This is a genomic window from Mesorhizobium sp. L-8-10 (assembly GCF_016756635.1).
Lineage (GTDB): Bacteria > Pseudomonadota > Alphaproteobacteria > Rhizobiales > Rhizobiaceae.
In genome coordinates, this window is sequence record NZ_AP023263.1 from 8,425,546 (window position 1) to 8,451,969 (window position 26,424).

Below are 26,424 nucleotides of genomic sequence, written 5' to 3' on the forward strand. Positions count from 1 at the left end.
GGCGATCGCAGCGGGATTGGGTGGGGGGAAAAAGCCGGCGGAAGCGCCCCACAGTGGAGACCTCCGCCGGGATGTCGCCGGTTGGGGCCAGCTACAAAAGAGCCTAAGCTATCGCGCCGATATCTGCAGCAGTCTACTCCCAAATGGGGCATGACGTTACGAAAGCTGCACGCGCCGGCTGCAGATGTCGCCGCGGCTGCTTCTGGCACGGTAAGTCTGCGAGCGAAGGCCCCCAAAACGACAAGTTGCGAGACCAATACCAATATCTGGATCGGTTGCGCCCCGATGCGGTCGGCGATTCAGGCATAATGCACCCAGAAATAGCCAGACGCGACTCAGTCGCCCCGTGATAAAGCTCATGCCGCCGAGGCGGGACCCTGGCAACCGGCGGGCAGGAACCAAGAGCCGACGGCTATGGCAATCGAGAGCCTGGCGGGGCGATCGCGCCGGCACGCCGTCTTGGAGCCCTGCACCACCGCCACGAAGGGATTCCGGTCAGAGTTCGAACTTCCAGCCGAAGCTCCAGGACTTGCCCCCAAGCCTCTGGATTTCGGTAGGCCCCTGGGGCGGACGTGCCGGCACTTCGATTCGGCCGCCGCCCCAGCTTTTTGCAGCCGCCACTGCCCGGCTTTCGGAATGCCCAGAATGTTGCCGGGCTGGCAGTTCAGCACCGCACAGGATCTTCGCGCGGCACGACCTCGAAAGCTTGATGTTCGCCCATGCCGAATTCCAGATCGGGATCCTGCCGCCCGTCGCCATGCTCGCGCTGTCGGCCTGAGCCATTTTGCCGATTTTCGGGAAAGTCGTTTCCCGATTGAGCGCCTTATCGCTCGACCACCCCCGGTTATGATCGCTTCCGGGATCAACCGGCGAAGAGGTCGTCATGATATCGGCAGCGCAGGCGCGGGATGCCGTCGAACAGTACCGCGAAGAGGGATATGCCGTTGTCAGAGGTTTCGTCGACGGCGACGAACTCATCCGCCTCCAGACGGAATCCCGGGCCGTCTACGACGAAGGCCTGAAACATCAGGCCACCTATCGCCACGGAAATCTCAATTTCCAGATCCTGCCCGAAGCGCAGTTCGGCAAGCGTTACGTGCTTCAGGCCTACTGGTTCTCCTGGGTAAACAAGTATTTCGAGGAGTTCCGGCGCAACCCCGACTATCTCAAGCTGCTCGAAGGCCTGATCGGGCGCGACATCAAGCAGATCGCGCAGCAACTCCACTGGAAGCCGCCGGGCGCGAATGTCACCGGCTATCGCTTCCATCAGGACCTGCGCTTCCGCAGCCAGAGCGAGTATGACACGGTCGTCGACGCGACTGTCACGACCGGCCTCGCAGTGGATCGCGCAACGCGGGAAAACGGCTGCCTTCAGGTCGTGCCGGGAAGCCACAAGCGTGGTTATCTCGCTCTCTCGGACGAAGGACACGGTCAGCTCATGAAGGGCCTGACCGCCGAGGACGAATTGGCCGAGGTCGGTATCGACCCGTCCGATATCGTCGCGCTCGAGTTGGAGCCCGGCGATCTCGCAATGTGGGGGCTGTTGACGGTGCACGGCTCGGCGCCCAACCAGTCCGGGCACGACCGCGCCTTCCTCCTGTCGAGCTATGTGCGGGCCGACGCCAGCCCGCGCGGCGAATGGGCCTTCAAGGACGGTGTCTCCACCCCGCTCGGCGACACCCCGAAGCTGTGCAAATACGACAAGCTCTTCGAGGAGCCGGGCCCATCCTACGACACGACCGAATGGTGGAAGTGACCGGACCGCGCCGTGTCGCTTGTGACGGGATCCCGCGTTCGCGCGGGGTCCCGAAGGCGTTTGCGTGCAGGCGAGAGCAACGGTCGGCGTGTCACCCGTTCCTTCCCGCCCCGCCCCCCTCACCCGGCCTCCGCGGAGGCTGGGTGAGGGGGCGCCGCGCGCTCACCGACAATGTGGAGTTCAGACTACCCCTCCAGGTCCGGGGACAATTCCCGGATCAGGAAATCGACGAAGGCGCGCACCTTGGCCGCGACATAGGTGCGGTGTGGATAAAGCGCGTAGATCGGGCTCGATTCCGGTCGGAACTCCTCGAGCAGCACTTCAAGCTGGCCGCTACGGACGGCATTGTTGACGAGCAGGCTCGGCAGGTTGCCGATGCCGAAACCGGCCAGCGTCATCTGATAGGCGGCCTCGACGCTGTTGGTCGATATGCGTCCGCCGACGGGCGCCGCGAACGGCCCTTCGGGCGTGGTGAAGGGCCAGGTGCCGATGCGCTTGGCGAAGTTGCTGAGCACGCAGCTGTGCCCCGCCAGTTCCCCGGGATGCATCGGCCGGCCATGTCTCTCGCAATATTCCGGCGTCGCGCACACATAGTTGCGCACCTCGCCGAGCCGGCGCGAGATGAGCGCGGAATCGTTCTGCTGCTCGAAGCGGATGGCGACGTCATAGCCCTCCTCGACCACGCCGACGACATAGCGAGAGGTGAGGTTGAATTCGACCGTTATCAGCGGATTCTCCTCGAGGAACTTCGGCACCAGCCTGGTGATGCGGGTGTGGCCGAGCACGTTGGAGCAGGAGATGCGGATCACGCCGCGCGCCTCCCGGTGCAGCCCGCGTGTGGCGTCCTGAAGTTCCTGCACCTCGTCGAGAAGCGTTCGGGCGCGGCTGCCATATTCGCGTCCGGCCTCCGTCAGTGCGAGCCGGCGTGTCGTGCGGTTGATCAGGCGAACGCCGAGGTCGTCCTCCAGTTCCTTGATGGTGCGGCTGACCGCCGTCGTCGACATGTTGAGGTCGCGGGCGGCCGCCGACAGGCTGCCCAGCAGGCAGACGCGGTCGAACACCTTCATCGCGGTCAGCAAATTCATTCCGGCGAGCCCTCCGATCCCCAGGCGCTTCGATCAGCCATCAAACCGTGGCGAGCCGAACCGCGGAGCCAGAAATCCAACAGCTTTGGACGTGAAATCAACAATGGGAGAAACCGACATGACATCCAGCAAGCAGCATCCGGCCATCGCGATGTTCGCCAGCGAGACCAGGCGCGGGCGGCTCGACCGGCGTGAGTTCTTCGCGCTCGCCGGCACGCTGGGCGCGAGCGCGGCCGCCGCCTACGCCCTTATCGGCCTGCCCGTGCCCGCCGCCGCAGAGGAAACGGTCCAGCCGAGAAGGGGCGGTGTATTGCGCGTCAGCATGCAGGTGATGGCGCTCGACGACCCACGAAAATTCAGCGTCTCGCAGATGGGCAACGTCGCCATGCAGTTTCTCGAGCCGCTGGTGCGCTGGAACCACGACTTCACCTTCCGCCCGATGCTGCTGGAAAGCTGGCAGGTCAACGCCGACGCAACCGAATATGTGCTCAATGCGCGCAAAGGGGTGAAATGGTCGAACGGCGACGACTTCACCGCCAAGGACGTGGCCTTCAACATCACCCGCTGGTGCGACAAGGATGCGCCGGGCAACTCGATGGCCGGCAGAATGAGCGCCCTCGTCGACCCCGACACCAAGAAGGCGCGCGAAGGCGCCATCTCCATCAAGGACGACCACACGGTGGTGCTCAAGCTGTCGCGGCCCGACATCACCATCATCCCGGCCATGACCGACTATCCGGCCCTGATCGTTCATCATTCCTTCGACGAGCGCGGGGAGTTGCTCTCCGCCCAGCCGATCGGCACCGGCCCGTTCGAGCTGACCGCCATGGATGTCGGTGTGAAGGCTTCCGTGCGGCGCCGGCCGGACGGTTCCTGGTGGGGCGGCGACGTCCATCTCGACGGCATCGATTGGATCGACTACGGCACCGACTCCGCCGCCACCGTGTCGGCCTTCGAATCCGGCGAGATCGATCTCAACGGCCAGACCCAGACATCCGACGTAGCCATGCTCGACGCCATGGGGCTCGTTATGTCCGAGATCGTGACCGCGACGACCATCGTCGCGCGCACCAATGTCAACGCCAAGCCCTATGACGACAAGCGCGTGCGCAACGCCATCCAGCTCGCCCCGTCGACAACGAGGTGGTGCTCAAGCTCGGCGCCAACGGCATGGGCGCGGTCGCGGAGAACCATCATGTCGGGCCGATGCACCCGGACTATGCCGCACTGCCGCCGGTTCGCCGCAACCCGGAAAAGGCTTGCGCCCTGCTCGCCGAGGCGGGCCAGGCCGACCACGAGTTCGAACTGATCTCGGTCGATGCGGACTATCGCAAGGAGTCGTCCGACGTGATCGCCCAGCAGATGCGTGACGCCGGCTTCAAGGTGAAGCGAACCGTCTATCCGGAATCGACCTTCTGGAACGACTGGACGAAATATCCCTTCTCGACCACCAACTGGAACGCCCGACCGCTCGGCATACAGACGCTCGCATTGGCCTATCAGTCCGGGACGGCATGGAACGAGAGCGGCTTCTCCGACCCCGATTTCGACGCCAAGCTGCAGCAGGCCAATGCCATCGCCGATGCCGACCAGCGCCGCGCCGTGATGAAGGAACTGCAGCAGATCCTGCAGGATTCCGGCGTTATCGTTCAGCCCTTCTGGCGCAAGCTTTTCTGCCATATGCGGCCCAACGTCAAAGGCTACAGCATGCACCAGGCCTATGAGCAGCATTTCGAGAAGACCTGGCTGGCCTGATTATCCCTTTGCCGCGCGTTCGGTTGGACGCGCGGCAACTTGCCTGGCCGCAACCAGAACCGTTTCGGCATCGTTATGACATCCGAAATCTAATGTTTCCGTCCGTTGCGCTCGCCTTCCCCGGCGGCGAGCGCCGACCGAACCGCGGCGTGGCGCTTCGGACAGAGCGCGCAGATGCCGCCGCATGGTCCGCGCTCCAGGTCGGTTGCATCCGCTGCCGTGGGCGTATCCGCCGTCATGTCTTTCGGAATTCCAGCTTCGATCATCGCTTCTCTCCCGCAACGTCTGCAGGAGAGTCTAGCCGCGACCCGCATGACGATAAGGACCTGGCTTCGGCAACGACTTTCCCTATTTCGGGGAAAATCCCGGATGCACTCTCGGCACCCCTGCAAATCCTGCCGTATTGCCGCGATTGCGCGCCGAAAACCGGTTTCCACTTTCGCCGCGAATGCTTTATAGCGCTCGCTCCATGAGCACCCCGATCTCCCACATCCGCAACTTCTCCATCGTCGCGCATATCGACCATGGCAAGTCCACCCTCGCCGACCGCCTCATCCAGATGACGGGCGGGCTCGACGCGCGCGAGATGAAGGAGCAGGTGCTCGACAACATGGATATCGAGCGCGAGCGCGGCATCACCATCAAGGCACAGACCGTGCGCCTGCGCTACCGCGCCAGGAACGGCGAGGAATATGTCCTCAACCTCATCGACACGCCGGGCCATGTCGACTTCGCCTATGAGGTCTCCCGGTCGCTCGCCGCCTGCGAGGGGTCGCTGCTGGTCGTCGACGCCTCCCAGGGCGTCGAGGCGCAGACGCTCGCCAATGTCTATCAGGCGATCGACAACAACCACGAGATCGTCGTGGTGCTCAACAAGATAGACCTGCCGGCCGCCGAGCCCGACCGTATCCGCGAGCAGGTCGAGGAGGTGATCGGCATCGACGCCAGCCAGGCCGTGCTGATCTCGGCCAAGACAGGCATCGGCATCGAGGACGTGCTGGAGGCGATCGTGCAGCAGTTGCCGCCGCCGCGCGAAGGCGACGCCTCGGCGCCGCTCAAGGCCATGCTGGTCGACAGCTGGTACGACGCCTATCTCGGCGTCATCGTGCTGGTGCGCGTCATCGACGGCGTGCTGAAGAAAGGCCAGACCATCCGCATGATGGGGACGGGCGCGAAATATCCGGTCGAGCGCACCGGCTATTTCACGCCGAAGATGATCCAGGCCGACGAGATCGGCCCGGGAGAGTTTGGTTTCATCACCGCTTCGATCAAGGAAGTGGCCGATACGCGCGTCGGCGACACCATCACCGAGGACCGCCGGCCGACCGACACCCCCCTGCCCGGCTTCAAGCCGGCGCAGCCGGTCGTCTTCTGCGGCCTGTTCCCTGTCGACGCCGCCGATTTCGAGGACCTGCGCGCCGCCATGGGCAAGCTGCGCCTCAACGACGCCTCCTTCTCGTTCGAGATGGAGACCTCGGCCGCGCTTGGCTTCGGTTTCCGCTGCGGCTTCCTCGGCCTGCTGCATCTGGAGATCATTCAGGAGCGGCTGGAGCGCGAATTCAACCTCGATCTCATCGCCACTGCGCCGAGCGTGGTCTATCGCATGCATCTGACCGACGGCACGGTGAAGGAATTGCACAACCCGGCCGACATGCCCGATCTGGTCCGCATCGACCATATCGAGGAGCCGTGGATCCGCGCCACCATCCTGACGCCCGACGACTATCTCGGCAGCATCCTGAAACTGTGCCAGGACAGGCGCGGCATCCAGGCCGACCTTTCCTATGTCGGCAAGCGTGCCATGCTGGTCTACGACCTGCCGCTCAACGAGGTCGTGTTCGATTTCTACGACCGGCTGAAGTCGATCTCCAAGGGTTACGCCTCCTTCGACTATCACCTCACCGACTATCGCGAGGGCGACCTCGTGAAGATGTCGATCCTGGTCAATGACGAGCCGGTCGATGCGCTGTCCATGCTGGTCCACCGCACGGCGGCGGAGAAGCGCGGGCGCACCATGTGCGAGAAGCTCAAGGAGCTCATCCCGCAGCACATGTTCAAGATTCCGATCCAGGCTGCCATCGGCGGCCGCATCATCGCGCGCGAGACCATCTCGGCGCTCAGGAAGGACGTGACCGCCAAGTGCTATGGCGGCGACGTCACCCGCAAGCGCAAGCTCCTGGAGAAGCAGAAGGAAGGCAAGAAGCGGATGCGCCAGTTCGGCAAGGTGGACATCCCGCAGGAAGCCTTCATCCAGGCGCTGAAGATGGGGGACTGAAGCATATCTGTCCGGGCCGCGGTTTCCTCCAGCCGTTGCCCGCCCTACGGTCTCCTGAACCCCGTGGGGCCGCCATAGAGATAGCCTATGCGGTCGATCGCCTCGCGCAATGGCTCGCGCGAAACCATCATGGTGTGGCCGTTCGCGTGAATCAGTGTCGTGGCATCGAGCATGATGCCGACATGGCCCTTCCAGAAGACCAGATCGCCACGCGCAAGGTCCGCGAAGTCCAGGCCGGGATCGAAGGCCTCGCCGGCCGTCGCGGCCTGCATGTCGGAATCGCGCAGCACTTCCCTTCCCGCCATGTGCATGGCGAGTTGCACCAGGCCCGAGCAGTCGATGCCGAAGGCCGAGACGCCGCCCCACAGATAGGGCGTGCCCAAGAGTTCCTCCGCGACCGCGACATAATCGGCCGCATGCCGGCCGACCGGCGCGATGTGCCGGGCGATCACCGCCTCGCCGGAGGCAAGCAGCGCATAGGCGGTGCCGCGCGTCTCGGCCGCACCCGTCACAACCAGTTCCGTACCGAGCGAGAGGGCATCGCCACGCGGCAGCTTCATGTCGGGGCCGGGATAGACGAAGGTGCGCGGCACGGAAACGACATGGGTCGCGGCCCCGCCGCGTGGCTCGAGCGCAGTATCGGCGACATAGCCGACATAGCGATCGCGTTCGGACTGGATCCAGCACCAGCCCTCAGCCTCGTCGAACAGGACGACATCCTCGCCGCGCATCATCTGCGTCGATAGGCCGGCATCGGGCCGCGGCGCGCCCCTGACGTCGGCTATCGCCGCCGCGATGCGCGCCGGCCGGCCGGCGACGAAACGCGCTGCCTCGACCTGGCCTTCGAGGCGCATGTCGGCGAGATCGGGGCGATAGGCATGCAGCCGCTTGTCCAAAGTCGTCACAGCGGAAGTTCTCCGGCACGCGCGATGATATCGTCCCCGAAGCGCTCGACGAAGAGCGCCCCGTCGACGGTGCGCTTCACCAGAACGTTGCGCTTGTCTTTCTGGTCGCGATGGCGCGAGACGAATTTGAGCGCGCCCATCGTGTCCAGGGCCCTCGTAACGACGGGTTTCGTCACGCCGAGCCGGGCGGCGAGCCCGCGCACCGTATGCGGCGGCGGGTCGAGATAGATGGTAAGCAGGATCGCCCACTGCCGCATGGTGAGATCAGGCGTGCCCTCATGCACCTGGGAAAGGCTCACCTGCTGCCACAATCGCAGCGCTTCGATCGGCCGCAAGACGACTGCCATGGAAGCATGCCCGCAAATTGTTTCGGTCCCGTTCCATTGAAGACGGAATCGCGATGCCGCGCAACCCGTCAGCCGGCGTAGCGCCGACTGATCAGTTGCTCCAGGGCCCGGATGCCTTGCGCCTCGCCGCCGGTCGGGCAATGCGGCCGGTCGGCAGGGCTCCAGCCGAAGATGTCGAAATGAGCCCAGCTTTCGGTCTTCTCCACGAACCGCTTGAGGAACAGTGCCGCGGTGATCGAGCCTGCGAAACCGTCTGACGTGACGTTGTTCATGTCGGCCACCTTCGACGACAGCTTGGCGTCGTAGGGCTTCCACAGCGGCTGGCGCCAGAGCGGATCGGCGGCAGTCTGCGCCGCCTTCGTGATTTCGGCCGCAAGCGCCTCGTCCGATGTGTAGAACGGCGGCAGGTCCGGTCCGAGCGCCACGCGTGCGGCACCCGTCAAGGTCGCCATGTCGACCAGGAGCTGCGGCTCCTCCTCGTCGGCCAGCGCCAGGGCGTCGGCGAGGATCAGCCGGCCTTCGGCGTCGGTGTTGCCGATTTCGACGGTGAGGCCTTTGCGGCTCTGCAAGACGTCGCCCGGGCGGAAGGCGTTGCCTGAAATGGCGTTTTCGACAGCGGGGATCAGCACGCGCAGCCTGACCTTCAGGCCCGATGCCATGATCATCGCGGCGAGGCCGAGCACATTGGCCGCACCGCCCATGTCCTTCTTCATCAGGAGCATGCCGCTTGCCGGCTTGATGTCGAGCCCGCCGGTATCGAAGCACACGCCCTTGCCGACCAGCGTCACCCTGGGCGCCGATTTCGGGCCCCAGCCGAGGTCGATCAGCCGGGGCGCTTCGGCCGAGGCGCGCCCGACCGCATGGATCATCGGAAAGTTCCCGGCGAGCAGGGCGTCGCCTTTGACCACCGAGACAGTGGCCTTATGCGTCCTGGCGAGTTTGCGGACGGCCTCTTCGAGAGCCTCCGGCCCCAAATCGTTGGTCGGCGTGTTGATAAGGTCGCGGGCGAGGAACACGCCCTCGGCAATGCGTCTCACCCTGCCGAGATCGACGCCGGCCGGCGCGGCGAAGCGCAGCGCCTGGCCCGGCTTCTTGCCGTAGCGGGTGAAGGCGTAGCCGCCGAGCGCGAGACCCAGCGTGGCGATCTCGGCCGAGGCAGGTGTCGCCACGAAATGCCAGTCGCCTTCGGGCAGGCTGCGGGCCAGCGTTCCCGTGGCCAGCGCGCCGAAGCCGTTGTCGCCATTGCCCATGCCCAATAGCGCGCCGGCCAGCTTGCCGTCCTCGCCGGGCAACATCAGTACCTTGCCCGCCTCGCCAGAGAACCCGTTTGCCTTCGCCCAGGCCAGCGCCGACGGCTCCAGCCCCGCCGCTTCAAGCCCGTTCTTGCCGACCAGGTGGACGGGCAGGCTGCCACGCGGCTTCTTTTCGATCAGTTCCAACGGCATCGCATACTCCAGCTCGTTGCATGACGCTCATAGAGGGCATGTCTTAACCATCCGTTAGGGTTAACGGAATATTTCTCCGGAACGGCAGGACGGCCGCCGGGGGGCCGTGACGGAACGGGAGCGGCGATGTCGACCATCCACGAAAAGCGAACCGCTGGACGACGGCTCCTGACCGTCTCCCTTCTGCTCCTGGCCGCCGGCGTCGCGGGTTGCGCCGACCGGAACATGACCACGGGCTCGATCTCCCGCTCCACCTCCGGCAAGCCGGTCGAGCAGATGTCGACAAACGAGCTTCAGGGTGCGGCCAATGCGCTCGGCGCGGCCTTTGCGCGCGATCCCAAGAACAAGGCGACGGCAATGCGCTACGCGGCCGTCCTGCAGATGAACGGCCGTTCCGACCAGGCGCTGGCCGTAATGCGCAAGCTCGCGATCGGCTATCCGAAGGACCGCGACGTGCTCGCCGCCTATGGCAAGGCGCTTGCCTCCGCCGGGCAGCTCGAGCCGGCGCTCGACGCCGTGCGCCGCGCGCAGACGCCCGAATATCCCGACTGGAAGCTGGTCTCGGCCGAGGCCGCCATCCTCGACCAGCTCGGCCAGTCGGCCGAGGCACGCAATCTCTACCGGCGCGCCCTCGACCTCAAGCCGGACGAACCTTCGATCCTTTCCAATCTCGGCATGTCCTATGTGCTGGAAGGCGACCTCCGAACGGCCGAAACCTATCTGCGGTCCGCCGCCGAAAAACCCGGCGCCGACAGCCGGGTCCGCCAGAACCTCGCTCTCGTGGTCGGGCTGCAGGGCCGTTTCGACGAAGCCGAGCAGATCGCCCGCCAGGAGCTGTCGCCCGAGCAGGCCCAGGCCAATGTCGCCTATCTGCGTTCCATGCTGTCGCAGCAGAACGCCTGGAGCCAGTTGAAGAAGGCCGACAAGCAGGAAGCCAAGGTCAATTGACGCGGACCGCCATCGGGCGGCTCGACGATTGAGCCGGCGCACCGTCCGAGAGCGCACTGCGTGGCGCACCCCACATCCGACCTCGCTTCGCGAGGCCACCTTCTGCCACAAGGGGAGAAGGCAGGAGCCTGGCCTTGCCGGCTCTGCAAAATCGCCAACGTCAATGACTGGCGGAAGCGTTGCGTCAGCCCTTCCTTCTCCCCTTGTGGGAGAAGGTGGCCGCGCCCACGGGTCTTGCCTCCGGCAAGCCCGAGGACAGGCTCCGCGCGGTCGGATGAGGGTATGCTACGCACTGGGCCCTATCGCTTACAAAATCGCACAACGTGTCTTCAGAAAAGCGATGCCGATTTTCGGTGAACCGCCCGCTAGAAAATTCCGCGCTCGCTGACGGTGATGCCGGCCGGGCCCAGGATCACGGCGAACAGCACCGGCAGGAAGAACAGGATCATCGGCACGGTCAGCTTGGGCGGTAGGGCAGCCGCCTTCTTCTCGGCGGCGTTCATGCGCATCTCGCGGCTTTCATTGGCCAGCACCCGCAGGGCCTGCGCTACCGGCGTGCCGTAGCGTTCGGCCTGGATCAGCGCCTGGGCCACCGACTTCACCGTTTCCAGCCCGGTGCGCGAGCCGAGATTGTCGTAAGCCTGCTTGCGTTCCGGAAGGAAGGAAAGCTCCGCATTGGTCAGCACGAGTTCCTCGGCGAGTTCGACCGACTGCGAACCGATCTCCTCAGCCACGCGGCGGAAGGCCGCCTCCACCGACATGCCCGATTCCACGCAGATCAGCGTCAGGTCGAGCGCGTCGGGCCATGCCTTCTGGATCGACGCCTTGCGCTTGGTCGCGCGGTTGGACACGTAGAGCACCGGCAGATAGAAGCCGGCATAGGCGGCCAGGATGCAGACGAACAGCTTCATGAAGAGCGGGCGCTCAGCCAGGCCGTCGAGCAGGAACACGTAGAACGCCGCCAGAGCGAGCCCGACGAAAGGCAGCACAAGACGGAAGAACAGGAAGCGCGTCAGCGGATTCTGTCCGCGAAAGCCGGCCACGCGAAGCGAATTCAGCGTCTTCTCGTCGGCCAGCGCGCGGCGCAGATCGAGCCGCTCCACGACGTTGCGCATGCCGATCGACTGCTCTTCGCGCAACCCCTTGCGCCGCCGGTCCGCCTCCGCCGCGAGCCGCATCCGCTGGCGGGCCCGCAGTTCCTCCCGCTCGAGGGCAACAGCCTTCATGCGGGACTTCAGCGAGTTGCCGCCGAGCGTCTGGAGCAATGTCAACAAGGTCGCGAAGACGGCGATCGCAACCAGCATCGCAATCATGAAGGAAGGATCGGTGACGGTCTCGACGATGGTTTCGGTCACGGCTCCAGCCTCCGCCCCTTGCCTGGCACTGGATGTTCGCACATCCAGCGGGCGCGGATGCTGCGCATCCACGCGACCTCGATCGCCGGCGCGGCCCATCCGGCCCGCCCGGCTTTCGCGCCAACGGGCGCGGGGCCCGGTCGCGCGCGCCAACGGTCGATGAGATCGACCATTGGTATCATATCTCGAAATTCATCATGCTGCGCATGACGAAGATACCGATCGCCATCCAGACGCCGGAGACGATGAGGATCATGTGTCCCGTGCTCGTGACGAACAGCGGCATGATGTAGGCCGGGCTGGAAAGATAGACGAGAAAAGCGACGAGGAAGGGCAGCGCGCCGATGATCACGGCCGAGGCCTTGGCTTCCATGGACAAGGCCTGGATCTTGGCCTTCATCTTCTTGCGGTCGCGCAGCACCTTGGACAGGTTGCCGAGCGCCTCGGAGAGATTGCCGCCTGCCTGCTGCTGGATCTGGATGACGATCCCGAAAAAGCCCGCTTCGGGGCACGGCATCGTCTCGCCCATGCGCAGGGCCGCCTCGGGCGTCGAAAGCCCCATCTGCTGCGCTTCCACGATGCGCCGGAATTCGGTGCGCACAGGCTCCGGGGAGTCGCTGGCGATGAGCCGGATGCCGTCGTTGAGCGGCAGGCCCGACTTCACGGCACGCACCATGATATCAAGCGCATTGGGAAACTCCTCGAGGAAGGCCTTGACCCGGCGCGCCCGCAGGAACGAGACGAACCAGCGCGGCAGGCCGACCGCGCCGACCACGAGCGCGCCGAGGGCGACGAGCAGCGGCGCGCCGGCGAGATAGGCCACAGTTCCCAGAACCACGCCGACGACCGCCGAAAAGAGATAGAAGCGCTCGATGGAGAGCGACAGGTCGGCCTGCCTGATCTGCACCTTGAGCGGCGCCTTCTTGCTGTTCCGGTCGCGGACCTTCTGCTTCTCCTCGAGTTCCTTCAGCGAATCCTGGACCGACTTGCGCCGCTTGGCGGCCTCGGCCGCGCGGTCGCGTGAGGCTTTCACGCCGGCATGGTCGGTGTCGGCGCGCCGCACCGTGTCGAGGCGCTTCTCGACGTTGCGTTCGTTGGCGATCCTCTTGAAGAGCAGCGCATAGGCAATCGCGCCCGCGCTCACGGCGGCCAGGACCACGAATACCAATATGTCCCTGTCGATGCCGAACATCGCTCCCGCCCTCGTCAGCCGGCCTGCTTTTCCATGGCTTCGAGCGCGTTGGCCAGCCGCTGCTCCTCGCCATAATAGCGGGCCCGGTCCCAGAAGCTCGGGCGTCCGATGCCCGTGGAGATGTGATGGCCGAGCAGACGGCCGTTCTGATCCTCGCCCTTGATGTCGTAGAGGATGAGGTCCTGCGTGATGATGACGTCGCCCTCCATGCCGACAACCTCGGTGACGTGGGTGATGCGGCGTGAGCCGTCGCGCAAACGCGCTGCCTGGATGATGACGTCGACCGAGCCGACGATGATCTCGCGCACGGTCTTTTGCGGCAGCGCGTACCCGCCCATGGCGATCATGGACTCCATGCGGTTCAGGCATTCGCGCGGCGAGTTCGAGTGGATCGTGCCCATCGAGCCGTCATGGCCGGTGTTCATGGCCTGCAGCAGGTCGAACACTTCGGGGCCGCGCACCTCGCCCACGATGATCCTTTCGGGTCGCATGCGCAGGCAGTTCTTGACGAGATCGCGCATGGTCACCTCACCCTCGCCCTCTAGGTTGGGCGGACGCGTCTCCAGCCGGACGACGTGCGGCTGCTGGAGCTGCAGTTCGGCGGAGTCCTCGCAGGTGATCACGCGCTCGTCGCGATCGACATAGTTGGTCAGGCAGTTGAGCAGCGTGGTCTTGCCCGAGCCGGTGCCGCCGGAGATGACGACATTGCAGCGGACGCGCCCGATGATCTTCAGCACCTCGGCGCCTTCCGGCGAGATCGCGCCGAAGCGCACGAGTTGGTCAAGCGTCAGCTTGTCCTTCTTGAACTTGCGGATGGTGAGCGCGGCGCCGTCGATGGCGAGCGGCGGTGCGATCACGTTGACGCGGGACCCGTCGGGAAGGCGCGCGTCGCAGATCGGCGAGGACTCGTCGACGCGGCGGCCAACCTGGCTGACGATGCGCTGGCAGATGTTGAGCAGTTGCTGGTTGTCGCGGAAGCGGATGCCGGTCTGCTCGACCTTGCCGTTGACCTCGATGAAGACCTGCCGGGCGCCGTTCACCATGATGTCGGCGATGTCGTCGCGGGCCAGGAGCGGCTCCAGCGGCCCGTAGCCGAGCACGTCGTTGCAGATGTCGTCGAGCAGTTCCTCCTGCTCGGAGATCGACATCGCGAAGTTCTTGATCGCGATGATGTCGTTGACGATATCGCGGATTTCCTCGCGCGCGCTCTCCGGATCGAGGTTGGCGAGCTGCGACAGGTCGATCGTGTCGATAAGAGCCGAGAAGACCTGGGACTTGGTATCGTAATAGGTTTCGCTGCGCTCGCGCTGCTGGCTGCGCGGCGGCGCCGGGGGCGTGGGTGCCGGCGCCTCGGCGGCGCGGCGCGGTGCGGCGGCGGGCGCGGATCCGGCCGGCGTGACCACAGGCGGGCGGCTCGCCGCCGCGGGGGACGGTGCCGGCGGACGGAATTCCGGCACCACCCGGCTTCCGTCTTCACTGCCTCGCTTGCCGAACATGGCGCTCTATTTCTTTCCGCGCTTCAGCTTGCCGAGCAGGCTCGACAGGCCCGGCTTCGTCCGCGCCTTGACCTCGCTGCGGCCGGTCAGCATGTGGGCGATCTCGTTGATCTTCAGAACGATCGGGTTCTGCTTTTCCATCTCGCCCAGCATGCGGCCATTGTTCGCCGCGTTGCCGAACAGCTGGGCGTCGAAGGGGATGACGGCCATCGGCGCGATGCCGAGCGGCTCGGCGAAGTCGGCGGCCGAGATCTCGGGGCGCTTCGGAACGCCGGCCTGATTGATGATGAGCCTCGGCGCCGGATCGTTGGGCCTGAGCTTCTTCAGCATGTCGACCAGGTTCTTGGTGTTGCGCAGATTGGCGAGCTCCGGCGTCGCAGTGATGACCACATCGTCGGCCTGGGTCAGGATGCTCTTGGCCCAGCCGCTCCAGAGATGAGGAACGTCGAGCACCAGCAGCGGGGCGGTGCGCTGGGCGACGTCGATGATCTGGGTGAAGGCGTCGGGGTCGAAATCATAGACACGGTCGAGGGTGGACGGCGCCGCCAGCAGCGAAAGACGTTCCGCGCACTGTGCCAGGAGCCGGTCGAGGTAGACCTCGTCGATGCGTTCCGGGGCGAAAACCGCCTCGGCGATGCCCTGTGCGGGATCCTGGTCGAAATTGATATTGGCCGTGCCGAAGGCCAGGTCGAGATCGGCGACCACGACCTCCGAACTGAAAAGCGTCGACATGGCCCAGGCGACGTTGTGGGCGATGGTCGAGGAGCCCACCCCGCCCTTGGCGCCGACGAAGGCGATGGAGCGCCCGATCGGCTCGGCCTCGGGGTCGGTGAAGATCGCGGCGACCACGCTGACGATGTCGGCCATGGAGACAGGCGCCACGACATATTCCGAAATGCCGGAACGGATCAGCTCCCGATACAGCCAGACATCGTTGTAGTGGCCCACGACCACGACCTTGGTGCCGGGATCGCAGTGCTCGGCGAGCTGGCGCAACTGATCCATCAGATGCTTTGGTTCGCTGCGCGATTCCAGCAGGATGAGGTTCGGCGTCGGCGCGCTCTTGTAATAGTCGATGGCCGTGCCGATGCCGCCCATATGAACCTTGAGATGTGTCTTGGCCATGCGCCGGTCCTCGCCCGCCCGCTCGATCGGGCTGGCGATGCTTTCGGTCTCGCAGAATGCCTGGATGGATATGCGCGGCACCGGCCGCAGGGCGTGCATGGCGACGACATCCTGCTGCGATGCCAGGTCGTCGCCATGTCCGGGATCGTAAGCCAAATTGGTCATCTGCCTGTCTCGATCTCAGTAGCTCACTTCCGACGTGTCGATGAATTCGCCCGAGATCGCGCGGGCCTGATACTGGTCGATCGCGTCGGAGCGGTTGTCCGCGTCGACCGGGCTGGGTTTGCGCGGTCCCAGAAGGTCCTCGGGGTTGGCAATCTGGGCGGCCAGATTGTTCTGCGACGAGCAGCCGAAATCGGCATAGTGCTTGTTTTCCACCGTGTTCAGGAGATCCTCGGGCCAGCGGCCGCATTTGCCGGTCTGGGCTCTCATGGCGGAAAAGGAGAGCCGCACCGGCGGCGACAGTTCGGGAGATCCGGCCTGGTAGGATATGACGGCGATGCGCCCCTCTGGCACGCCGTTGGACCGGAGCACGCGCACGAAATCCGACGAGGCTTCGGAGGCAGCGACGTGGTTGGCCGAGCCCGACGGCACCATCACCCGGACGACGGGCGCCGCACTTCGGTCATAGCCGTAGAGGAAGCCCTCGATGGCGACCTTCTGCCCGCGCGTCATGCCGCGGTCGCTCGCACCCACCGGCAGGTCGAGATTCTGCTCCTTCTCGGCGATCACGATCGGGTGGTTGGTCCGGTAGTCGTCGGGAACCGAACCGACGGTGACGCTGTCGCGCCTGGCGCAGCCTGAAGCCAGCACCAGAGCCGCCGCGCAGAGCGGGAGGGAGAGCCGCAGGACTTGCCGTGCCGCCGATGCGGTCATGGTCGCGTGCACTGCCGTCGTTTCAGCCATGGCCGTTTCCGATCATTTGTAGATGTAGCCTACGACGCCGTAATACCGGCCGTTCGGCCTGCTGGTCTGCATGGTTCCGTAGACGCGATTGACCCGCCCCAGGAACATGCCTGCGCCGTCGCTGGGAGGATTGAAGTTGTCGTCGGGCTTGGCCAGTTCGTTGCGGGCCACCGGACGGGCCAGATAGGGCGTGATGATGACCACCAGCTCGGTCTCGTTGCGCACGAAGTTGCGGCTGCGAAAGAGAGTGCCGAGGACCGGGATCTTCGACAGGCCGGGCAGTCCGTTGACAGCCTGGCGGATGTCGTCGCGCACGAGGCCGGCGATCATCATGGAGCCGCCGGACGGCAGTTCCACCGTCGTGTCGGCGAGGCGCTTGCGGATGGAAAGAGCCGTGGCGCCGGGAACGTTGAAACGACCGCCCTGGGAGGCCGCCGGTATGGAGAACGACCCTTCCGTCGTGGGCTCGGAAACCGAAGTGCGTACCTTGAGGCTGATCCGTCCCGGCGACAGAACCACCGGCAGGAACTCGAGACCGATACCGTATTCGAGCTTCTCGACCGTGTAGACGACCTGATCCGACTGGCCCTTGCTCGTATCGCCCTGCTGAACGGACTGGTCGGTCAGAAGATTGAACTCACCGCCGACCTTGAACGTCGCCTTCTCGCCGGACACGGCGGTCAATGTCGGTTCAGCCAGCGTCTTCATGACGCCGGCCTGCTCCATGGCATTCACATAGGCCTTGAGCGACGAGGTCCCGATGGCGAGCTGCGACGAGGAAAGCGCGCTGCCGAGCCCCATCGGATTGTCGCTTATCGCACCCCAGGTGATGCCGTTCTGGTTGCCACCGGTTCCGAACATGTTCACGCCGAGCTGCTTCATCACGTTGCGGCTGACCTCCGCCACCGTGACCTTCAGCGTGACCTGATCCTCGCCGACGATCTGCAGCAGATTGACGATCTGGCTCGTGCGACGCTCGTGGTCGGGATTGTTGATGTCGACGCCGCCATTGACGGAGCCGCCAGCCGCGGTCTGCGAATACTGGCCGGTCGTCGCCTCGCCGCCGCTGACGAACACCTCGGCGAGCCTCGCGGCGCGCTGCGCGTCGAGCGGCGTGTCGACCGTCCCCGTCAGCACGACGTTGTCGTTGATGAGCTCGACGTCGATATCCGAATTCGGGATGAAGCGTTTCAGATAGTCCTCGAGACCGGCGACGTCGCGTTCGATGGCGAGGTCGAGGCTGGCGACCTGTTCGCCATTGGCGCCGAAGACGAAGATATTGGTCTGGCCGACCGACTTGCCGAACAGATAGATGCGGCGCGCCGTCCGGGTCACGGCGTCGGCAACGGCGGGATTGGCGACGAGGATGTCATAGGCGTCGGCCGGCAGGTCGACCACGATCGACTTGTTCAGGCCCAGCTTCACACGCTGGCTGCGCGATGTGGACGTCTCGATGTTCACCGCGCCCTGTCCCGCCGCTTCGGCGAAGCCGACGGTCGATGCGCCGGCCGCAAGGGCGACAGCGGCCATGGCGGCAAGCATCTCCAGCCGCGGGATCCGCGCGGTCTTGCCCGTGGGTGTCGTCCCGCTCGTCTTCATTTCCTGGCACCCACTTCCGAAACCTCGCCCGACCTGATCAGCCGCACCGTGCCGCGCCGCCCGCTGCCCGAGACGAGATAGTCGGCCTCCCCGGTCGGTTTTTCCTGGCTGTCGGCCACCGAACGCAGCGAAAGCGTCAGCCGGTCGGCCATCTGCTGGGCGACGGTGATGATCTCGGCCTGTCGCGGGGTAAGCTCCAGCGTCGCCGTCTGGCCGACCTTCACCTTCTTGCCTTCTTCGTCTTCCTGGATGGTCTGGTCGATGGCCAGAACCCTGATGTTCTTGAGGATCGTCTCGGTTACGAAAGCATCCGCGCCGCCCGCGGCGGCGCGGCGCGTCATGATGACGTCGACATAGTCGTTCGGCAGGATGAAGCCGCCGGCGGAGGTATCGGCCGAGATCTGGGTTGCGATGGCGCGCCGGCCCGACGGCAGGATCGACGACATGAAGCTCTTGCCGTCGCCGACCAGCTTGCGGCGCCGCAGCGGCTCTCCGGCGAACATGGCCACGCGCGCCAGCGAGCCCTTCAGTGCCTCGAGCGCTTCGGGCTCGGCCGCCTTGGTGATGAAATTCTCGTTGATGCCGTCTGCGGGCCACGATTGCCAGGCCAGCGCGCCGTCGACCAGGCCGCCCATGGGCACGTCGGCGGAGAGGACCAGGACATCGGTAAGTTCGATCGCGGGCTCCGCGGGCAAGGCGGCGGCGACGACCGCCTGCGGCGTGACCGCCATGTTCTTGGCGACATAGCCGGCACCGCCAGCCGCGGCCACCGCCACGCCCAGAATGATCAGCCTCGACGCCGCCATCGCACCATACCCCTGCCCGGTTAACCCTAGCCGGTACGGACATTGCGGCGGCAATCGTCAAATTATGGTTAATGGATTCCTTACGGACGAGATTAATTCAGGGTTTGACCAGAATAGCGCCCGATGGGCGACCGCCGGTCCGCGAAGGTTCGGCAGCCGTCAGTGCCCGGCGAGACGGCCCAGCGCCCACGCCATCGGCGGCGACGACGGATAGGTGAGCAATCCGCCGATACCCAGCGCGATGCCATAGGGCACCCCGAGCCTTTCGTCGGCGAGATTGCGCAGGAAAAGGTTGTCCGACACATGAAAGACGAGCGGCGATTTGCGCAGCGCGAGGATGGCGATCGTGAGAAGCCCTCCCAGAAATGTGGCCGCAACCAGATAAGAAAGGAGTTCCAGGCTCATGCCGAACCAGAGCGACGTCGCCGCGAGCAGCTTGGCGTCGCCACCGCCCATGCCGCCGACGGCAAAAAGCGCGAAGGTCGCCGCGAGCACGATCCCGCCGGCTGCGAAATGCCAGCCGAAGGTCTGCCAGTCCATCCCGGTCATCGGGCCGATGACCGCAAAGGCGACGACCAGCAGCGCCGGGACCCGGTTGGCGATCGTCATCGACAGCATGTCGGAAATCGCGGCGAAGACCATACAGAACGGGAATATGACCAATATGGATGCTTCGAGCATGGTGACCAGCCGGTGCCTTGGTTCGAGCGGCAGTTTATGACCGGGCCGCATCAACCGGCATTGTCGCTTTCGGTCGAGCAGTCCGATCTTGATTTTCCGATGCATGAAGGGCCGCCCAAAGGACGGCCCTGCATGATCTCTCGACAAGAATCTCCCTAAGGAGATCAGTTGGCGTTTTCGAGCCTTTCGGCGATGTTCGTGAACTTGGCATCGATCGCGCCGCCCAACTGGGACGCTCCGACCATGATGGCGAGAGCGATGAGTGCGGCGATGAGGCCGTATTCGATAGCGGTTGCGCCGGACTCGTCCTTTGCAAAGCGCGCAAAAAGCTTAGACATGCGAGAGCTCCTGACTCCACGTGTTACAGCACTACCGTCGAAAACTCTGATGGATCGATCGGATGGTTCGCAATCTATCGGGAAGCTCTTTCGATGCGCTTAATAAACAGCCTTACCGAAAGCTTTCGTATTTGCTTCATAAGCTGTGGTTAATCGCATTTGAACAGGCACACGGCCGGCTTGACCTGAAATCGCAAGACGTGCCGGGGTTCTCGCCGTCGACGAGGCCGGTCCGCGATCCGCTCGCCGCCTCTTTAACCCTCGCTTCACCAATCTCGTTCATCCTTCGCCAAACAGTCCCGTGTCCGGAGATCGAGAAATGGCGCGCCGCGCAGCCCGACGCTCAAGCCTGCTTGCCGTCGTCGCGGCGCTCCTCGCGACGCCCGCCTTTGCCGACACCGGGATTGCGGTCGTCCTGAACCAAGCCAAGATCGTCAAGATCGCCCGGCCGGCCGACACGATCGTTATCGGCAATCCGGCAATCGCCGATGCAGCGGTGCAAGATGCCACGACCATCGTCCTGACCGGCAAGGGATTCGGCGTGACCAATATCGTGGTGCTCGACAAGGAGGGCAGCCCGATCGTCGACGAACAGGTCATCGTTTCCCGGCATGACCCGCTGTCCGTGCGCATCTACCGTCGCTCCCATGTGCAGACATTGTCATGCACCCCTTATTGCGAGAGCTCCTACAAGGGCGACGCCGAGAGGACCTCGGAAAACGAGATGAATGGCGGCCAATGACGCTGCCGCTGCGGGCGAAGGGATGGTTACCGGAATCTCAAGGCGTCGCCCGCAGTTTTAGAAACCATCCAAACCGGACTTCAACGGGTATCGGCTAGGGTTCCGCCGGGTTGCACTTCGGCATCGGGCAGGGCCAGGCATGAGCATCGAGCAGTCTCGTGGCGGATACGGGCGGCGCAGCGGAGCGCCGCGCCCTTCTCCCCGGTCGTTCCTGCGCAATCGAAGCGGAAGCACGTCGGTCGAGTTCGTCCTGCTCGCCCTGCCGTTCTGCGCGCTCGTTTTGGCGATTTTCGAGAGCTGCATCTCCTTCGCCGGCCAGGAGGTCCTGGCCAACACGACCGACGACCTCGCCCGCAGGATGCGCACGGGGCAGTTGAAGCCGGCCGATGTCGACACCGACCAGGAACTGCGGAGCCTGATCTGCGACGAACTCGAGGTCATCGTGGCGAAGGGCTGCCCGGGCCTGGTCTTCGATCTGCGCGAGATCCAGACCTTCCAGACGGCCGCGGCGATGACGACGAGCTGGAACGATCCCAAGACCCAGCTCGGCAAGGCGCTCACGAGGAACGTCCTGCGGGTGAAGTATCCATGGCCCGCCATCACCAGCTATGCGCAGTGGCTGGGCAAGGCTCCCGGAGACACGGCCGCCACGACGCATTTCGCGATGGCCGTATGGCAGAACGAACCGTTCGATGACTGAGGTGCCATGATGGGACGAACGATGCCGATCGTGCTCAACCACGGCGTCTCTCGCCTGCGCCGTTCGCTTCGGCGTCTCGGCGCCGACCGGAAAGGGGTCGCGGCGCTGGAATTCGCACTGGTCGTGCCACTGTTGATGGCCATGTATTTCGTCACCATCGAGGTCAGCCAGGGCATCGAGACGAACAAGAAGCTCGCCCGGGCGGCCAGCACGGTCGCCGACCTCGTTACCCAGCAGCAGGCAATGACCGCCAGCCAGCTCGGCGACATCATGGATGTCGGCAAAGCGATCCTGAAACCCTATGGGCGAAGCGACATCAGATTTGTCGCGACAGCCATCGAAATCACCGACGAGGACGCACCCAAGGCCCAGATTGCCTGGTCGTGGGCAAATGCCGGTGCGACCGCTCCCTGCCAGGCGGCGGCCGTCGGCTCCACGCCCGACCTGCCGCCGAGGCTCAAGGTCAGGGGCACCTTTCTCATTCACGTGAAGGGCTGCCTCGACTACAAGCCCATCCTCACCTGGGCGGCCAGCCGGGAAGCAGGACTTGGCGTGATGGACGTCATACTGACGAACGGGGTCTTGAAGATGGACGAAGGCTACTATCTGCGGCCGCGCATGAGCCCGACGATCCCCTGCGCAAACTGCTGACCTCTTACGAATTGCCAAGCGGCCGGATCGTACCTATGTCTGGCATCCATCAGGAAACCCCGTCCGGCTCTTCAAGAATGGCGCGCGTCTTCAATTTGTTTCGCGGTTCCCCGGCGGCAGGCCGTGAGACCGGCACGGCGTCGATCGGCCATCATGCCTGAGCTACCCGAGGTCGAGACCGTCCGGCGCGGATTGCAGCCGGTGCTGGAAGGCTCGCGGATAGAGCGGGTGGAGACCCGGCGACCGGACCTGCGATTTCCCTTTCCCGAGAAGTTCGGCGAGCGCCTGGGCGGCAAGTTCGTCCAATCTCTCGGCAGGCGGGCGAAATATCTGACCGCGCATCTCGAGGGCGGACCGGTGCTGATCTGCCATCTCGGCATGTCGGGATCGTTCCGCGTCGAGGCCGAAGGAGACGCCGCAACGCCCGGCCGCTTCCATCACGAGCGCTCCAAGGATACCGCGCACGACCATGTCGTTTTCCACATGGCCGCGCCGACCGGCGAGCGCTCGCGTGTCGTCTTCAACGATCCGCGCCGGTTCGGCTTCATGCTGCTGGCGGAGGAAAAGACATGGCGCGAGCACCCCATGCTCGCTGGCCTCGGCGTCGAGCCGACCGGAAACACGCTGGACGGCGAACTGATCGGCAGTCTTTTCAAGGGGCGCGCCGCGCCGCTCAAGGCCGCGCTGCTCGACCAGAAGCTCATCGCCGGGCTCGGCAACATCTACGTCTGCGAGGCCCTGTGGCGCGCCGGCCTCTCGCCGCGCCGCTCGGCCGGCTCGATCGCGCCGGGCCCGGGCAAGCGCTCCGTTCGCGCCGACCGCCTCGCCGGGGCGGTGCGCGACGTGATCGCCGACGCCATCGCCGCCGGCGGCTCGTCGCTGCGCGACTATGTCCAGGCCGACGGCTCGCTCGGCTATTTCCAGCACGCCTTCAGCGTCTACGACCGCGAGGGCGAACCCTGCCGCAGGCCGGGCTGTGAGGGAATCATCACCCGGATTGTGCAGAGCGGCCGCTCGACTTTCTATTGCCCCGCCTGCCAGCGCTGAGCTAAGCCGTCCGTATGTGGCAATCCGAAGCGCCGGAAGGAGGCATTCCCATGACCTACGAGACGATCCTGGTCGAAATGCGGGGCAAGGTCGGGCTGGTGACGCTCAACCGGCCGAAGGCGCTCAACGCGCTGAACACACAGGTGCTGCAGGACGTGATCTCGGCGCTGCAGGCGTTCGATGCCGACCCCGGGATCGGGGCCATCGTGCTCACGGGCTCCGAAAAGGCCTTCGCCGCCGGCGCCGACATCAAGCAGATGCAGCCGAAGAGCTATATCGACGTCTATATGGAGGACTTCTTCGCCGGATGGGAGGCGCTGACCCGCATCCGCAAGCCGGTCATCGCGGCCGTGGCCGGCTATGCGCTCGGCGGCGGCTGCGAACTTGCCATGATGTGCGATTTCATCATCGCCGCCGACAACGCCAAATTCGGCCAGCCCGAGATCACGCTGGGCGTCATGCCGGGCATGGGCGGATCGCAGCGGCTGACGCGTTTCGTCGGCAAGTCGAAGGCGATGGACATGTGCCTGACCGGCCGGATGATGGATGCCGCGGAGGCGGAGCGCTCAGGCCTGGTCTCGCGGGTCGTCCCTGTCGCCGACCTGCTCCAGGAAACGCTCGATGCCGCCGATAAGGTCGCCGGCTTCTCGCTGCCGGCTGTGATGATGACCAAGGAAGCGGTGAACCGCTCCTACGAGACGACGCTGGCCGAAGGGCTGCGCTTCGAGCGCCGCGTGTTCCATTCCATGTTCGCCCTGGACGACCAAAAGGAAGGCATGGCCGCCTTCGCCGAAAAGCGACCGGCGAATTTCGCCAACCGCTGAGCGGCTGGGCGGGCCGCCACACGAGGGCTTCCCGAGCAGCGGCAGCGTCGAATCCGTCTGCGCTGCCGTATTGGGCAACCGATATCCGCCCTCGGGTCCGGCACGCGAAGGCCGATGCCGGGCGCAAGTCCCCGGCAGGTCAGTCCCCGGCAGGTCGTCGATTCTCGTCGCCGACCACAGCGCCATTCGGCCTCGGCCGCCCCTTCTACAGGCCAGCGTTGCCGAGCAGCCTCATACACAAAGGCCGAATCGCCGACAGGCCCGGAAGGCGATTTGCTCCGGTTGTCCTGCCCTCCGGCCGATACCATCTTTCCTATCGTCCTGGGGTCGAGCCGTCTCTGCCCGGCGGCAAGCCTCGCGCAAGGTAGAGCAATCAGAAGGGCCGGGCATCTTCCCTCGTGCCTGCGGGACGCCGTGCTCGCCGCAATCGAGGCGACGCCCTCGCGCCGCCTTCCGGACCGGTGTTTCCGCCATCGCCCGGGACAACAGGAGGCCATGCCGCACGAGGGGGATGCGGGGCCGCGGCTTTCCCTCCGCTCGCACCGTTCCTGGCCCGCTCGACGCGCGGACCTGGAACGGCCGCGGGTTGCCCGCTATTTGCGGATGACGGCGCGGACGCGGCGCTGTGCCGCCGCCTGCTTGATCAGCGTGGCGACCTTGCGCACGAAAGCCGGGCTGAAGGCGCCGACCGGTGTCGTCGTCACGAAATCATAGGCTTCGTCGAGCTCAACCCGATTGTACTCGTCGAGGATAAGCCAGGACGGGAAACGGAGACCGCCACGGCGGCATTCAATTTCGCTGATGGCGATGTGTACGGTGGACTGGTCCGGCTTTTGCGTCGTGATCGCAAACAGGAACAGCCTGGCCGGCTCGGTCGGGGTCTTCACCAGAAGACAAACCGGCCGGTCCTTGCGGCCTGATTCCTCGCCGTGGTCGCCTGTCTCGCCCAAAGATAGTAGTAGCGCAGGACGTCGCCGGCCTTAAGCATTGTCGTCATCGCTGCCAATGATTGCGTCGAGGCCGGTCATCAGCTCTTCATGAACGTCATCCGGTGCACCCTCCAGTGTGTAGGCCGTGACATGGGGACGGCCAACAAGCTTGCGGTACTCAGCGGCGGACAGGATGACGAGCTTTTCCTTGCCGCGCTTGGTAAGCGCAACGGGCTCCACCAAGGCGGTCTCGAGTATTTCGCCTGATGCCCGATTCATGTCGCTGAAGGTGAATTGCTTCAAGTGGCACGCTCCGAGGTTCGACATACCTAAAATACGTAATTTATGCGGTTCCGTCCATTGGCTTCTTGAGTCTGACGGGAACTGCAGCGTTGACGCCCCGCCAAAGCTGCACTATAAGCCGCGACAACCGGGACGGCCCGCGGCTGTCCCGAGTGTTTTTTGCGCCCGCGCATCGCGCTGTAGGGCGCCATTCGGTAGATCATAGAGAGGCATCATGGCCAATACCTCCTCGGCCAAAAAGGCTACGCGTAAGATCGCCCGTCGCACGGCGGTCAACAAGAACCGCCGTTCGCGCGTTCGCTCCTTCGTTCGCAAGGTCGAGGAAGCGCTGGCGGCAGGCGACAAGGCTGCCGCCGCAGCCGCCTTCCAGGCGGCCCAGCCCGAACTGATGCGCGCCGCGGGCAAGGGCGTTCTGCACGGCAATACCGCATCCCGCAAGGTGTCGCGCCTGGCTCAGCGCCTCAAGGCCCTGTCCGTCTGATCCACGGCTGACTTCTCCGCACATCGACCCGGTGGTTACGCCGCCGGGTTTTTTTGTTTGCCAAGCAATGACTTGGCAAGACGCCCCCGCTTCAACTCTGGGGTGCGGATTGTGCTTTGCCGGCGTGCACCCGGTCCCGCCATTCAAAAAAACGTCACGCAGGCGAAGTCGTCAAAATTGCGCTGTCAGAAATTTCCCAATGAAATCAGATGCTTGCGCATGGTTGTCCACAAATTGTCCATACCGGGGATGACCAGAGAGGGACAACTCCCTGTCAAGCAATTTTTTTCAATTTATTTCTCCGGCAGAGCCGGTATCCGAGGTGGGACGAGAACGTTTTGAATCAGAACACTTTATCGAATTCGCCCCCTGTGGGCTCAGTGAATTCCGGCGGCGACATGAGCAGATTCGTAAAAAATCAGTTAGCCGCGCCCTTGCCCTTTCCACAGCGATTTTTGTAGTGTCTGGGGCATCGAAGGCAGCGAGCATCAGGCTCGACGACCAAGCCAAAATGGCAGACAGCGAGGGGCGCGGCTACGCCGTGGATGGCGAAGCTTTGTCTTCGATGCGAGTGGGGCGATCTGTAGGCGAGGCAGGAGTTTGCTCTGGCATTGTTGCCGGAGAGAGAGGCTTGTTGCCGTAAGGTTCGCCTGTCGCGAAACGATTTCGTAGGCTTTCCGGTCAATGCCAAAGGTGGCGCCGGACTGGATGAGGAAAGGAAGATAGCCGCCTG

The 26,424-nt window shown here is 64.7% G+C and carries 26 protein-coding genes and 1 pseudogene; 10 read left to right on the forward strand and 17 right to left on the reverse strand.

What is annotated here, in order from left to right; all coding sequences use genetic code 11:
- Positions 1-495: 495 nt before the first annotated feature.
- Positions 496-885, reverse strand: a complete 390-nt coding sequence (locus JN280_RS39010) for a hypothetical protein (RefSeq protein ID WP_202309486.1) — start codon at positions 883-885, stop codon at positions 496-498.
- On the opposite strand from JN280_RS39010, the gene JN280_RS39015 reads away from it, so the two are divergent.
- Positions 884-1,756, forward strand: coding sequence for a phytanoyl-CoA dioxygenase family protein (locus JN280_RS39015; protein WP_202309487.1), 873 nt, complete (start codon positions 884-886; stop codon positions 1,754-1,756). The two genes, JN280_RS39010 and JN280_RS39015, sit on opposite strands and share 2 nt — an antisense overlap.
- Before the next feature lie 185 nt (positions 1,757-1,941).
- Here JN280_RS39015 and JN280_RS39020 read toward each other — a convergent pair whose 3' ends face one another.
- Complete coding sequence (locus JN280_RS39020; protein ID WP_202309488.1) at positions 1,942-2,841, reverse strand: LysR family transcriptional regulator; 900 nt, start codon at positions 2,839-2,841, stop codon at positions 1,942-1,944.
- A gap of 118 nt (positions 2,842-2,959) precedes the next feature.
- Here JN280_RS39020 and JN280_RS39025 point away from each other — a divergent pair.
- Positions 2,960-4,596 (forward strand): annotated as a pseudogene (locus JN280_RS39025) (ABC transporter substrate-binding protein).
- Between the two features lie 89 nt (positions 4,597-4,685).
- Here the strand turns inward: JN280_RS39025 and JN280_RS39030 are convergent.
- Positions 4,686-4,862 carry a hypothetical protein gene (locus JN280_RS39030; protein WP_202309489.1) on the reverse strand — a complete coding sequence of 59 codons (177 nt, stop codon included), beginning with the start codon at positions 4,860-4,862 and terminating at the stop codon, positions 4,686-4,688.
- Between the two features lie 203 nt (positions 4,863-5,065).
- On the opposite strand from JN280_RS39030, the gene lepA reads away from it, so the two are divergent.
- Positions 5,066-6,871, forward strand: a complete 1,806-nt coding sequence (lepA, locus tag JN280_RS39035) for a translation elongation factor 4 (protein WP_202309490.1) — start codon at positions 5,066-5,068, stop codon at positions 6,869-6,871.
- 44 nt (positions 6,872-6,915) lie between these two features.
- On the opposite strand, the gene JN280_RS39040 is transcribed toward lepA, so the two are convergent.
- The 3 genes from JN280_RS39040 to JN280_RS39050 form a co-directional block, all read right to left on the reverse strand.
- Positions 6,916-7,725, reverse strand: coding sequence for a C40 family peptidase (locus tag JN280_RS39040; protein WP_202315336.1), 810 nt, complete (start codon positions 7,723-7,725; stop codon positions 6,916-6,918).
- A 47-nt stretch (positions 7,726-7,772) separates the two neighbouring features.
- On the reverse strand, positions 7,773-8,123 hold the full coding sequence (locus JN280_RS39045; protein ID WP_202309491.1) for a MarR family winged helix-turn-helix transcriptional regulator: 351 nt from the start codon (positions 8,121-8,123) through the stop codon (positions 7,773-7,775).
- Between the two features lie 68 nt (positions 8,124-8,191).
- Positions 8,192-9,568, reverse strand: coding sequence for a leucyl aminopeptidase family protein (locus JN280_RS39050; RefSeq protein WP_202309492.1), 1,377 nt, complete (start codon positions 9,566-9,568; stop codon positions 8,192-8,194).
- 126 nt (positions 9,569-9,694) lie between these two features.
- Between JN280_RS39050 and JN280_RS39055 the strand changes: the two genes are divergently transcribed.
- Positions 9,695-10,516 (forward strand): tetratricopeptide repeat protein, encoded by an 822-nt coding sequence (locus tag JN280_RS39055; RefSeq protein ID WP_202309493.1) that lies wholly within the window; start codon positions 9,695-9,697, stop codon positions 10,514-10,516.
- Between the two features lie 365 nt (positions 10,517-10,881).
- Here JN280_RS39055 and JN280_RS39060 read toward each other — a convergent pair whose 3' ends face one another.
- From JN280_RS39060 to JN280_RS39100, 9 genes are all read right to left on the reverse strand, one after another.
- On the reverse strand, positions 10,882-11,829 hold the full coding sequence (locus JN280_RS39060) for a type II secretion system F family protein (RefSeq protein ID WP_446720781.1): 948 nt from the start codon (positions 11,827-11,829) through the stop codon (positions 10,882-10,884).
- Positions 11,830-12,049: 220 nt separating this feature from the next.
- Positions 12,050-13,063, reverse strand: a complete 1,014-nt coding sequence (locus tag JN280_RS39065) for a type II secretion system F family protein (protein WP_202309495.1) — start codon at positions 13,061-13,063, stop codon at positions 12,050-12,052.
- Between the two features lie 14 nt (positions 13,064-13,077).
- Positions 13,078-14,559 carry a CpaF family protein gene (locus tag JN280_RS39070; RefSeq protein WP_202309496.1) on the reverse strand — a complete coding sequence of 494 codons (1,482 nt, stop codon included), beginning with the start codon at positions 14,557-14,559 and terminating at the stop codon, positions 13,078-13,080.
- 6 nt (positions 14,560-14,565) lie between these two features.
- Positions 14,566-15,849: an AAA family ATPase gene (locus tag JN280_RS39075; protein ID WP_202309497.1), complete on the reverse strand. Its 1,284-nt coding sequence runs from the start codon at positions 15,847-15,849 to the stop codon at positions 14,566-14,568.
- Between the two features lie 15 nt (positions 15,850-15,864).
- The gene (locus JN280_RS39080; RefSeq protein WP_202309498.1) at positions 15,865-16,590 is read right to left on the reverse strand and encodes a CpaD family pilus assembly protein; all 726 of its coding nucleotides are present in this window, start codon (positions 16,588-16,590) and stop codon (positions 15,865-15,867) included.
- A gap of 12 nt (positions 16,591-16,602) precedes the next feature.
- Positions 16,603-18,189 carry a type II and III secretion system protein family protein gene (locus JN280_RS39085; RefSeq protein ID WP_202309499.1) on the reverse strand — a complete coding sequence of 529 codons (1,587 nt, stop codon included), beginning with the start codon at positions 18,187-18,189 and terminating at the stop codon, positions 16,603-16,605.
- A complete protein-coding gene (cpaB, locus tag JN280_RS39090) occupies positions 18,186-18,995 on the reverse strand; it encodes a Flp pilus assembly protein CpaB (protein WP_202309500.1) in 810 nt (269 codons plus the stop codon). The genes JN280_RS39085 and cpaB overlap by 4 nt, the downstream gene beginning before the upstream one ends.
- A gap of 159 nt (positions 18,996-19,154) precedes the next feature.
- A complete protein-coding gene (locus tag JN280_RS39095; protein WP_202315337.1) occupies positions 19,155-19,676 on the reverse strand; it encodes an A24 family peptidase in 522 nt (173 codons plus the stop codon).
- A 164-nt stretch (positions 19,677-19,840) separates the two neighbouring features.
- Complete coding sequence (locus JN280_RS39100; protein ID WP_202309501.1) at positions 19,841-20,014, reverse strand: Flp family type IVb pilin; 174 nt, start codon at positions 20,012-20,014, stop codon at positions 19,841-19,843.
- Between the two features lie 319 nt (positions 20,015-20,333).
- On the opposite strand from JN280_RS39100, the gene JN280_RS39105 reads away from it, so the two are divergent.
- From JN280_RS39105 to JN280_RS39125, 5 genes are all read left to right on the forward strand, one after another.
- Entirely contained in the window at positions 20,334-20,756 is a 423-nt protein-coding gene (locus JN280_RS39105) for a pilus assembly protein N-terminal domain-containing protein (RefSeq protein ID WP_202309502.1), read from the forward strand.
- Positions 20,757-20,895: 139 nt separating this feature from the next.
- Positions 20,896-21,456, forward strand: a complete 561-nt coding sequence (locus JN280_RS39110) for a TadE/TadG family type IV pilus assembly protein (protein WP_202309503.1) — start codon at positions 20,896-20,898, stop codon at positions 21,454-21,456.
- A 6-nt stretch (positions 21,457-21,462) separates the two neighbouring features.
- A complete protein-coding gene (locus tag JN280_RS39115) occupies positions 21,463-22,107 on the forward strand; it encodes a TadE/TadG family type IV pilus assembly protein (RefSeq protein WP_244742732.1) in 645 nt (214 codons plus the stop codon).
- 153 nt (positions 22,108-22,260) lie between these two features.
- The gene (gene mutM / locus JN280_RS39120; RefSeq protein WP_202309504.1) at positions 22,261-23,154 is read left to right on the forward strand and encodes a bifunctional DNA-formamidopyrimidine glycosylase/DNA-(apurinic or apyrimidinic site) lyase; all 894 of its coding nucleotides are present in this window, start codon (positions 22,261-22,263) and stop codon (positions 23,152-23,154) included.
- A gap of 50 nt (positions 23,155-23,204) precedes the next feature.
- Positions 23,205-23,978 (forward strand): enoyl-CoA hydratase, encoded by a 774-nt coding sequence (locus JN280_RS39125; RefSeq protein WP_202309505.1) that lies wholly within the window; start codon positions 23,205-23,207, stop codon positions 23,976-23,978.
- 593 nt (positions 23,979-24,571) lie between these two features.
- On the opposite strand, the gene JN280_RS39130 is transcribed toward JN280_RS39125, so the two are convergent.
- Both JN280_RS39130 and JN280_RS39135 read right to left on the reverse strand, forming a co-directional pair.
- Complete coding sequence (locus JN280_RS39130; protein ID WP_342216154.1) at positions 24,572-24,865, reverse strand: hypothetical protein; 294 nt, start codon at positions 24,863-24,865, stop codon at positions 24,572-24,574.
- A 93-nt stretch (positions 24,866-24,958) separates the two neighbouring features.
- Entirely contained in the window at positions 24,959-25,210 is a 252-nt protein-coding gene (locus tag JN280_RS39135) for a type II toxin-antitoxin system prevent-host-death family antitoxin (protein WP_202309506.1), read from the reverse strand.
- A 214-nt stretch (positions 25,211-25,424) separates the two neighbouring features.
- On the opposite strand from JN280_RS39135, the gene rpsT reads away from it, so the two are divergent.
- The gene (gene rpsT / locus JN280_RS39140; RefSeq protein WP_202309507.1) at positions 25,425-25,691 is read left to right on the forward strand and encodes a 30S ribosomal protein S20; all 267 of its coding nucleotides are present in this window, start codon (positions 25,425-25,427) and stop codon (positions 25,689-25,691) included.
- The last annotated feature ends 733 nt before the right edge of the window (positions 25,692-26,424 follow it).

Excerpts from the sequence above, each read along its gene's own strand:
- JN280_RS39045 (WP_202309491.1), bottom strand. The coding sequence starts at position 8,123 with ATGGCAGTCGTCTTGCGGCCGATCGAAGCGCTGCGATTGTGGCAGCAG.
- JN280_RS39075 (WP_202309497.1), bottom strand. The coding sequence starts at position 15,849 with ATGACCAATTTGGCTTACGATCCCGGACATGGCGACGACCTGGCATCG.
- JN280_RS39010 (WP_202309486.1), bottom strand. The coding sequence starts at position 885 with ATGACGACCTCTTCGCCGGTTGATCCCGGAAGCGATCATAACCGGGGG.
- JN280_RS39110 (WP_202309503.1), top strand. The coding sequence starts at position 20,896 with ATGAGCATCGAGCAGTCTCGTGGCGGATACGGGCGGCGCAGCGGAGCG.
- cpaB (WP_202309500.1), bottom strand. The coding sequence starts at position 18,995 with ATGGCGGCGTCGAGGCTGATCATTCTGGGCGTGGCGGTGGCCGCGGCT.
- JN280_RS39050 (WP_202309492.1), bottom strand. The coding sequence starts at position 9,568 with ATGCCGTTGGAACTGATCGAAAAGAAGCCGCGTGGCAGCCTGCCCGTC.
- JN280_RS39070 (WP_202309496.1), bottom strand. The coding sequence starts at position 14,559 with ATGTTCGGCAAGCGAGGCAGTGAAGACGGAAGCCGGGTGGTGCCGGAA.
- JN280_RS39040 (WP_202315336.1), bottom strand. The coding sequence starts at position 7,725 with ATGCGCCTCGAAGGCCAGGTCGAGGCAGCGCGTTTCGTCGCCGGCCGG.
- rpsT (WP_202309507.1), top strand. The coding sequence starts at position 25,425 with ATGGCCAATACCTCCTCGGCCAAAAAGGCTACGCGTAAGATCGCCCGT.
- mutM (WP_202309504.1), top strand. The coding sequence starts at position 22,261 with ATGCCTGAGCTACCCGAGGTCGAGACCGTCCGGCGCGGATTGCAGCCG.
- JN280_RS39105 (WP_202309502.1), top strand. The coding sequence starts at position 20,334 with ATGGCGCGCCGCGCAGCCCGACGCTCAAGCCTGCTTGCCGTCGTCGCG.
- JN280_RS39080 (WP_202309498.1), bottom strand. The coding sequence starts at position 16,590 with ATGGCTGAAACGACGGCAGTGCACGCGACCATGACCGCATCGGCGGCA.
- JN280_RS39115 (WP_244742732.1), top strand. The coding sequence starts at position 21,463 with ATGATGGGACGAACGATGCCGATCGTGCTCAACCACGGCGTCTCTCGC.
- JN280_RS39055 (WP_202309493.1), top strand. The coding sequence starts at position 9,695 with ATGTCGACCATCCACGAAAAGCGAACCGCTGGACGACGGCTCCTGACC.
- JN280_RS39065 (WP_202309495.1), bottom strand. The coding sequence starts at position 13,063 with ATGTTCGGCATCGACAGGGACATATTGGTATTCGTGGTCCTGGCCGCC.
- JN280_RS39020 (WP_202309488.1), bottom strand. The coding sequence starts at position 2,841 with ATGAATTTGCTGACCGCGATGAAGGTGTTCGACCGCGTCTGCCTGCTG.
- JN280_RS39085 (WP_202309499.1), bottom strand. The coding sequence starts at position 18,189 with ATGAAGACGAGCGGGACGACACCCACGGGCAAGACCGCGCGGATCCCG.
- JN280_RS39060 (WP_446720781.1), bottom strand. The coding sequence starts at position 11,829 with ATGATTGCGATGCTGGTTGCGATCGCCGTCTTCGCGACCTTGTTGACA.
- lepA (WP_202309490.1), top strand. The coding sequence starts at position 5,066 with ATGAGCACCCCGATCTCCCACATCCGCAACTTCTCCATCGTCGCGCAT.
- JN280_RS39100 (WP_202309501.1), bottom strand. The coding sequence starts at position 20,014 with ATGTCTAAGCTTTTTGCGCGCTTTGCAAAGGACGAGTCCGGCGCAACC.
- JN280_RS39095 (WP_202315337.1), bottom strand. The coding sequence starts at position 19,676 with ATGCTCGAAGCATCCATATTGGTCATATTCCCGTTCTGTATGGTCTTC.
- JN280_RS39015 (WP_202309487.1), top strand. The coding sequence starts at position 884 with ATGATATCGGCAGCGCAGGCGCGGGATGCCGTCGAACAGTACCGCGAA.
- JN280_RS39125 (WP_202309505.1), top strand. The coding sequence starts at position 23,205 with ATGACCTACGAGACGATCCTGGTCGAAATGCGGGGCAAGGTCGGGCTG.
- JN280_RS39030 (WP_202309489.1), bottom strand. The coding sequence starts at position 4,862 with ATGATCGAAGCTGGAATTCCGAAAGACATGACGGCGGATACGCCCACG.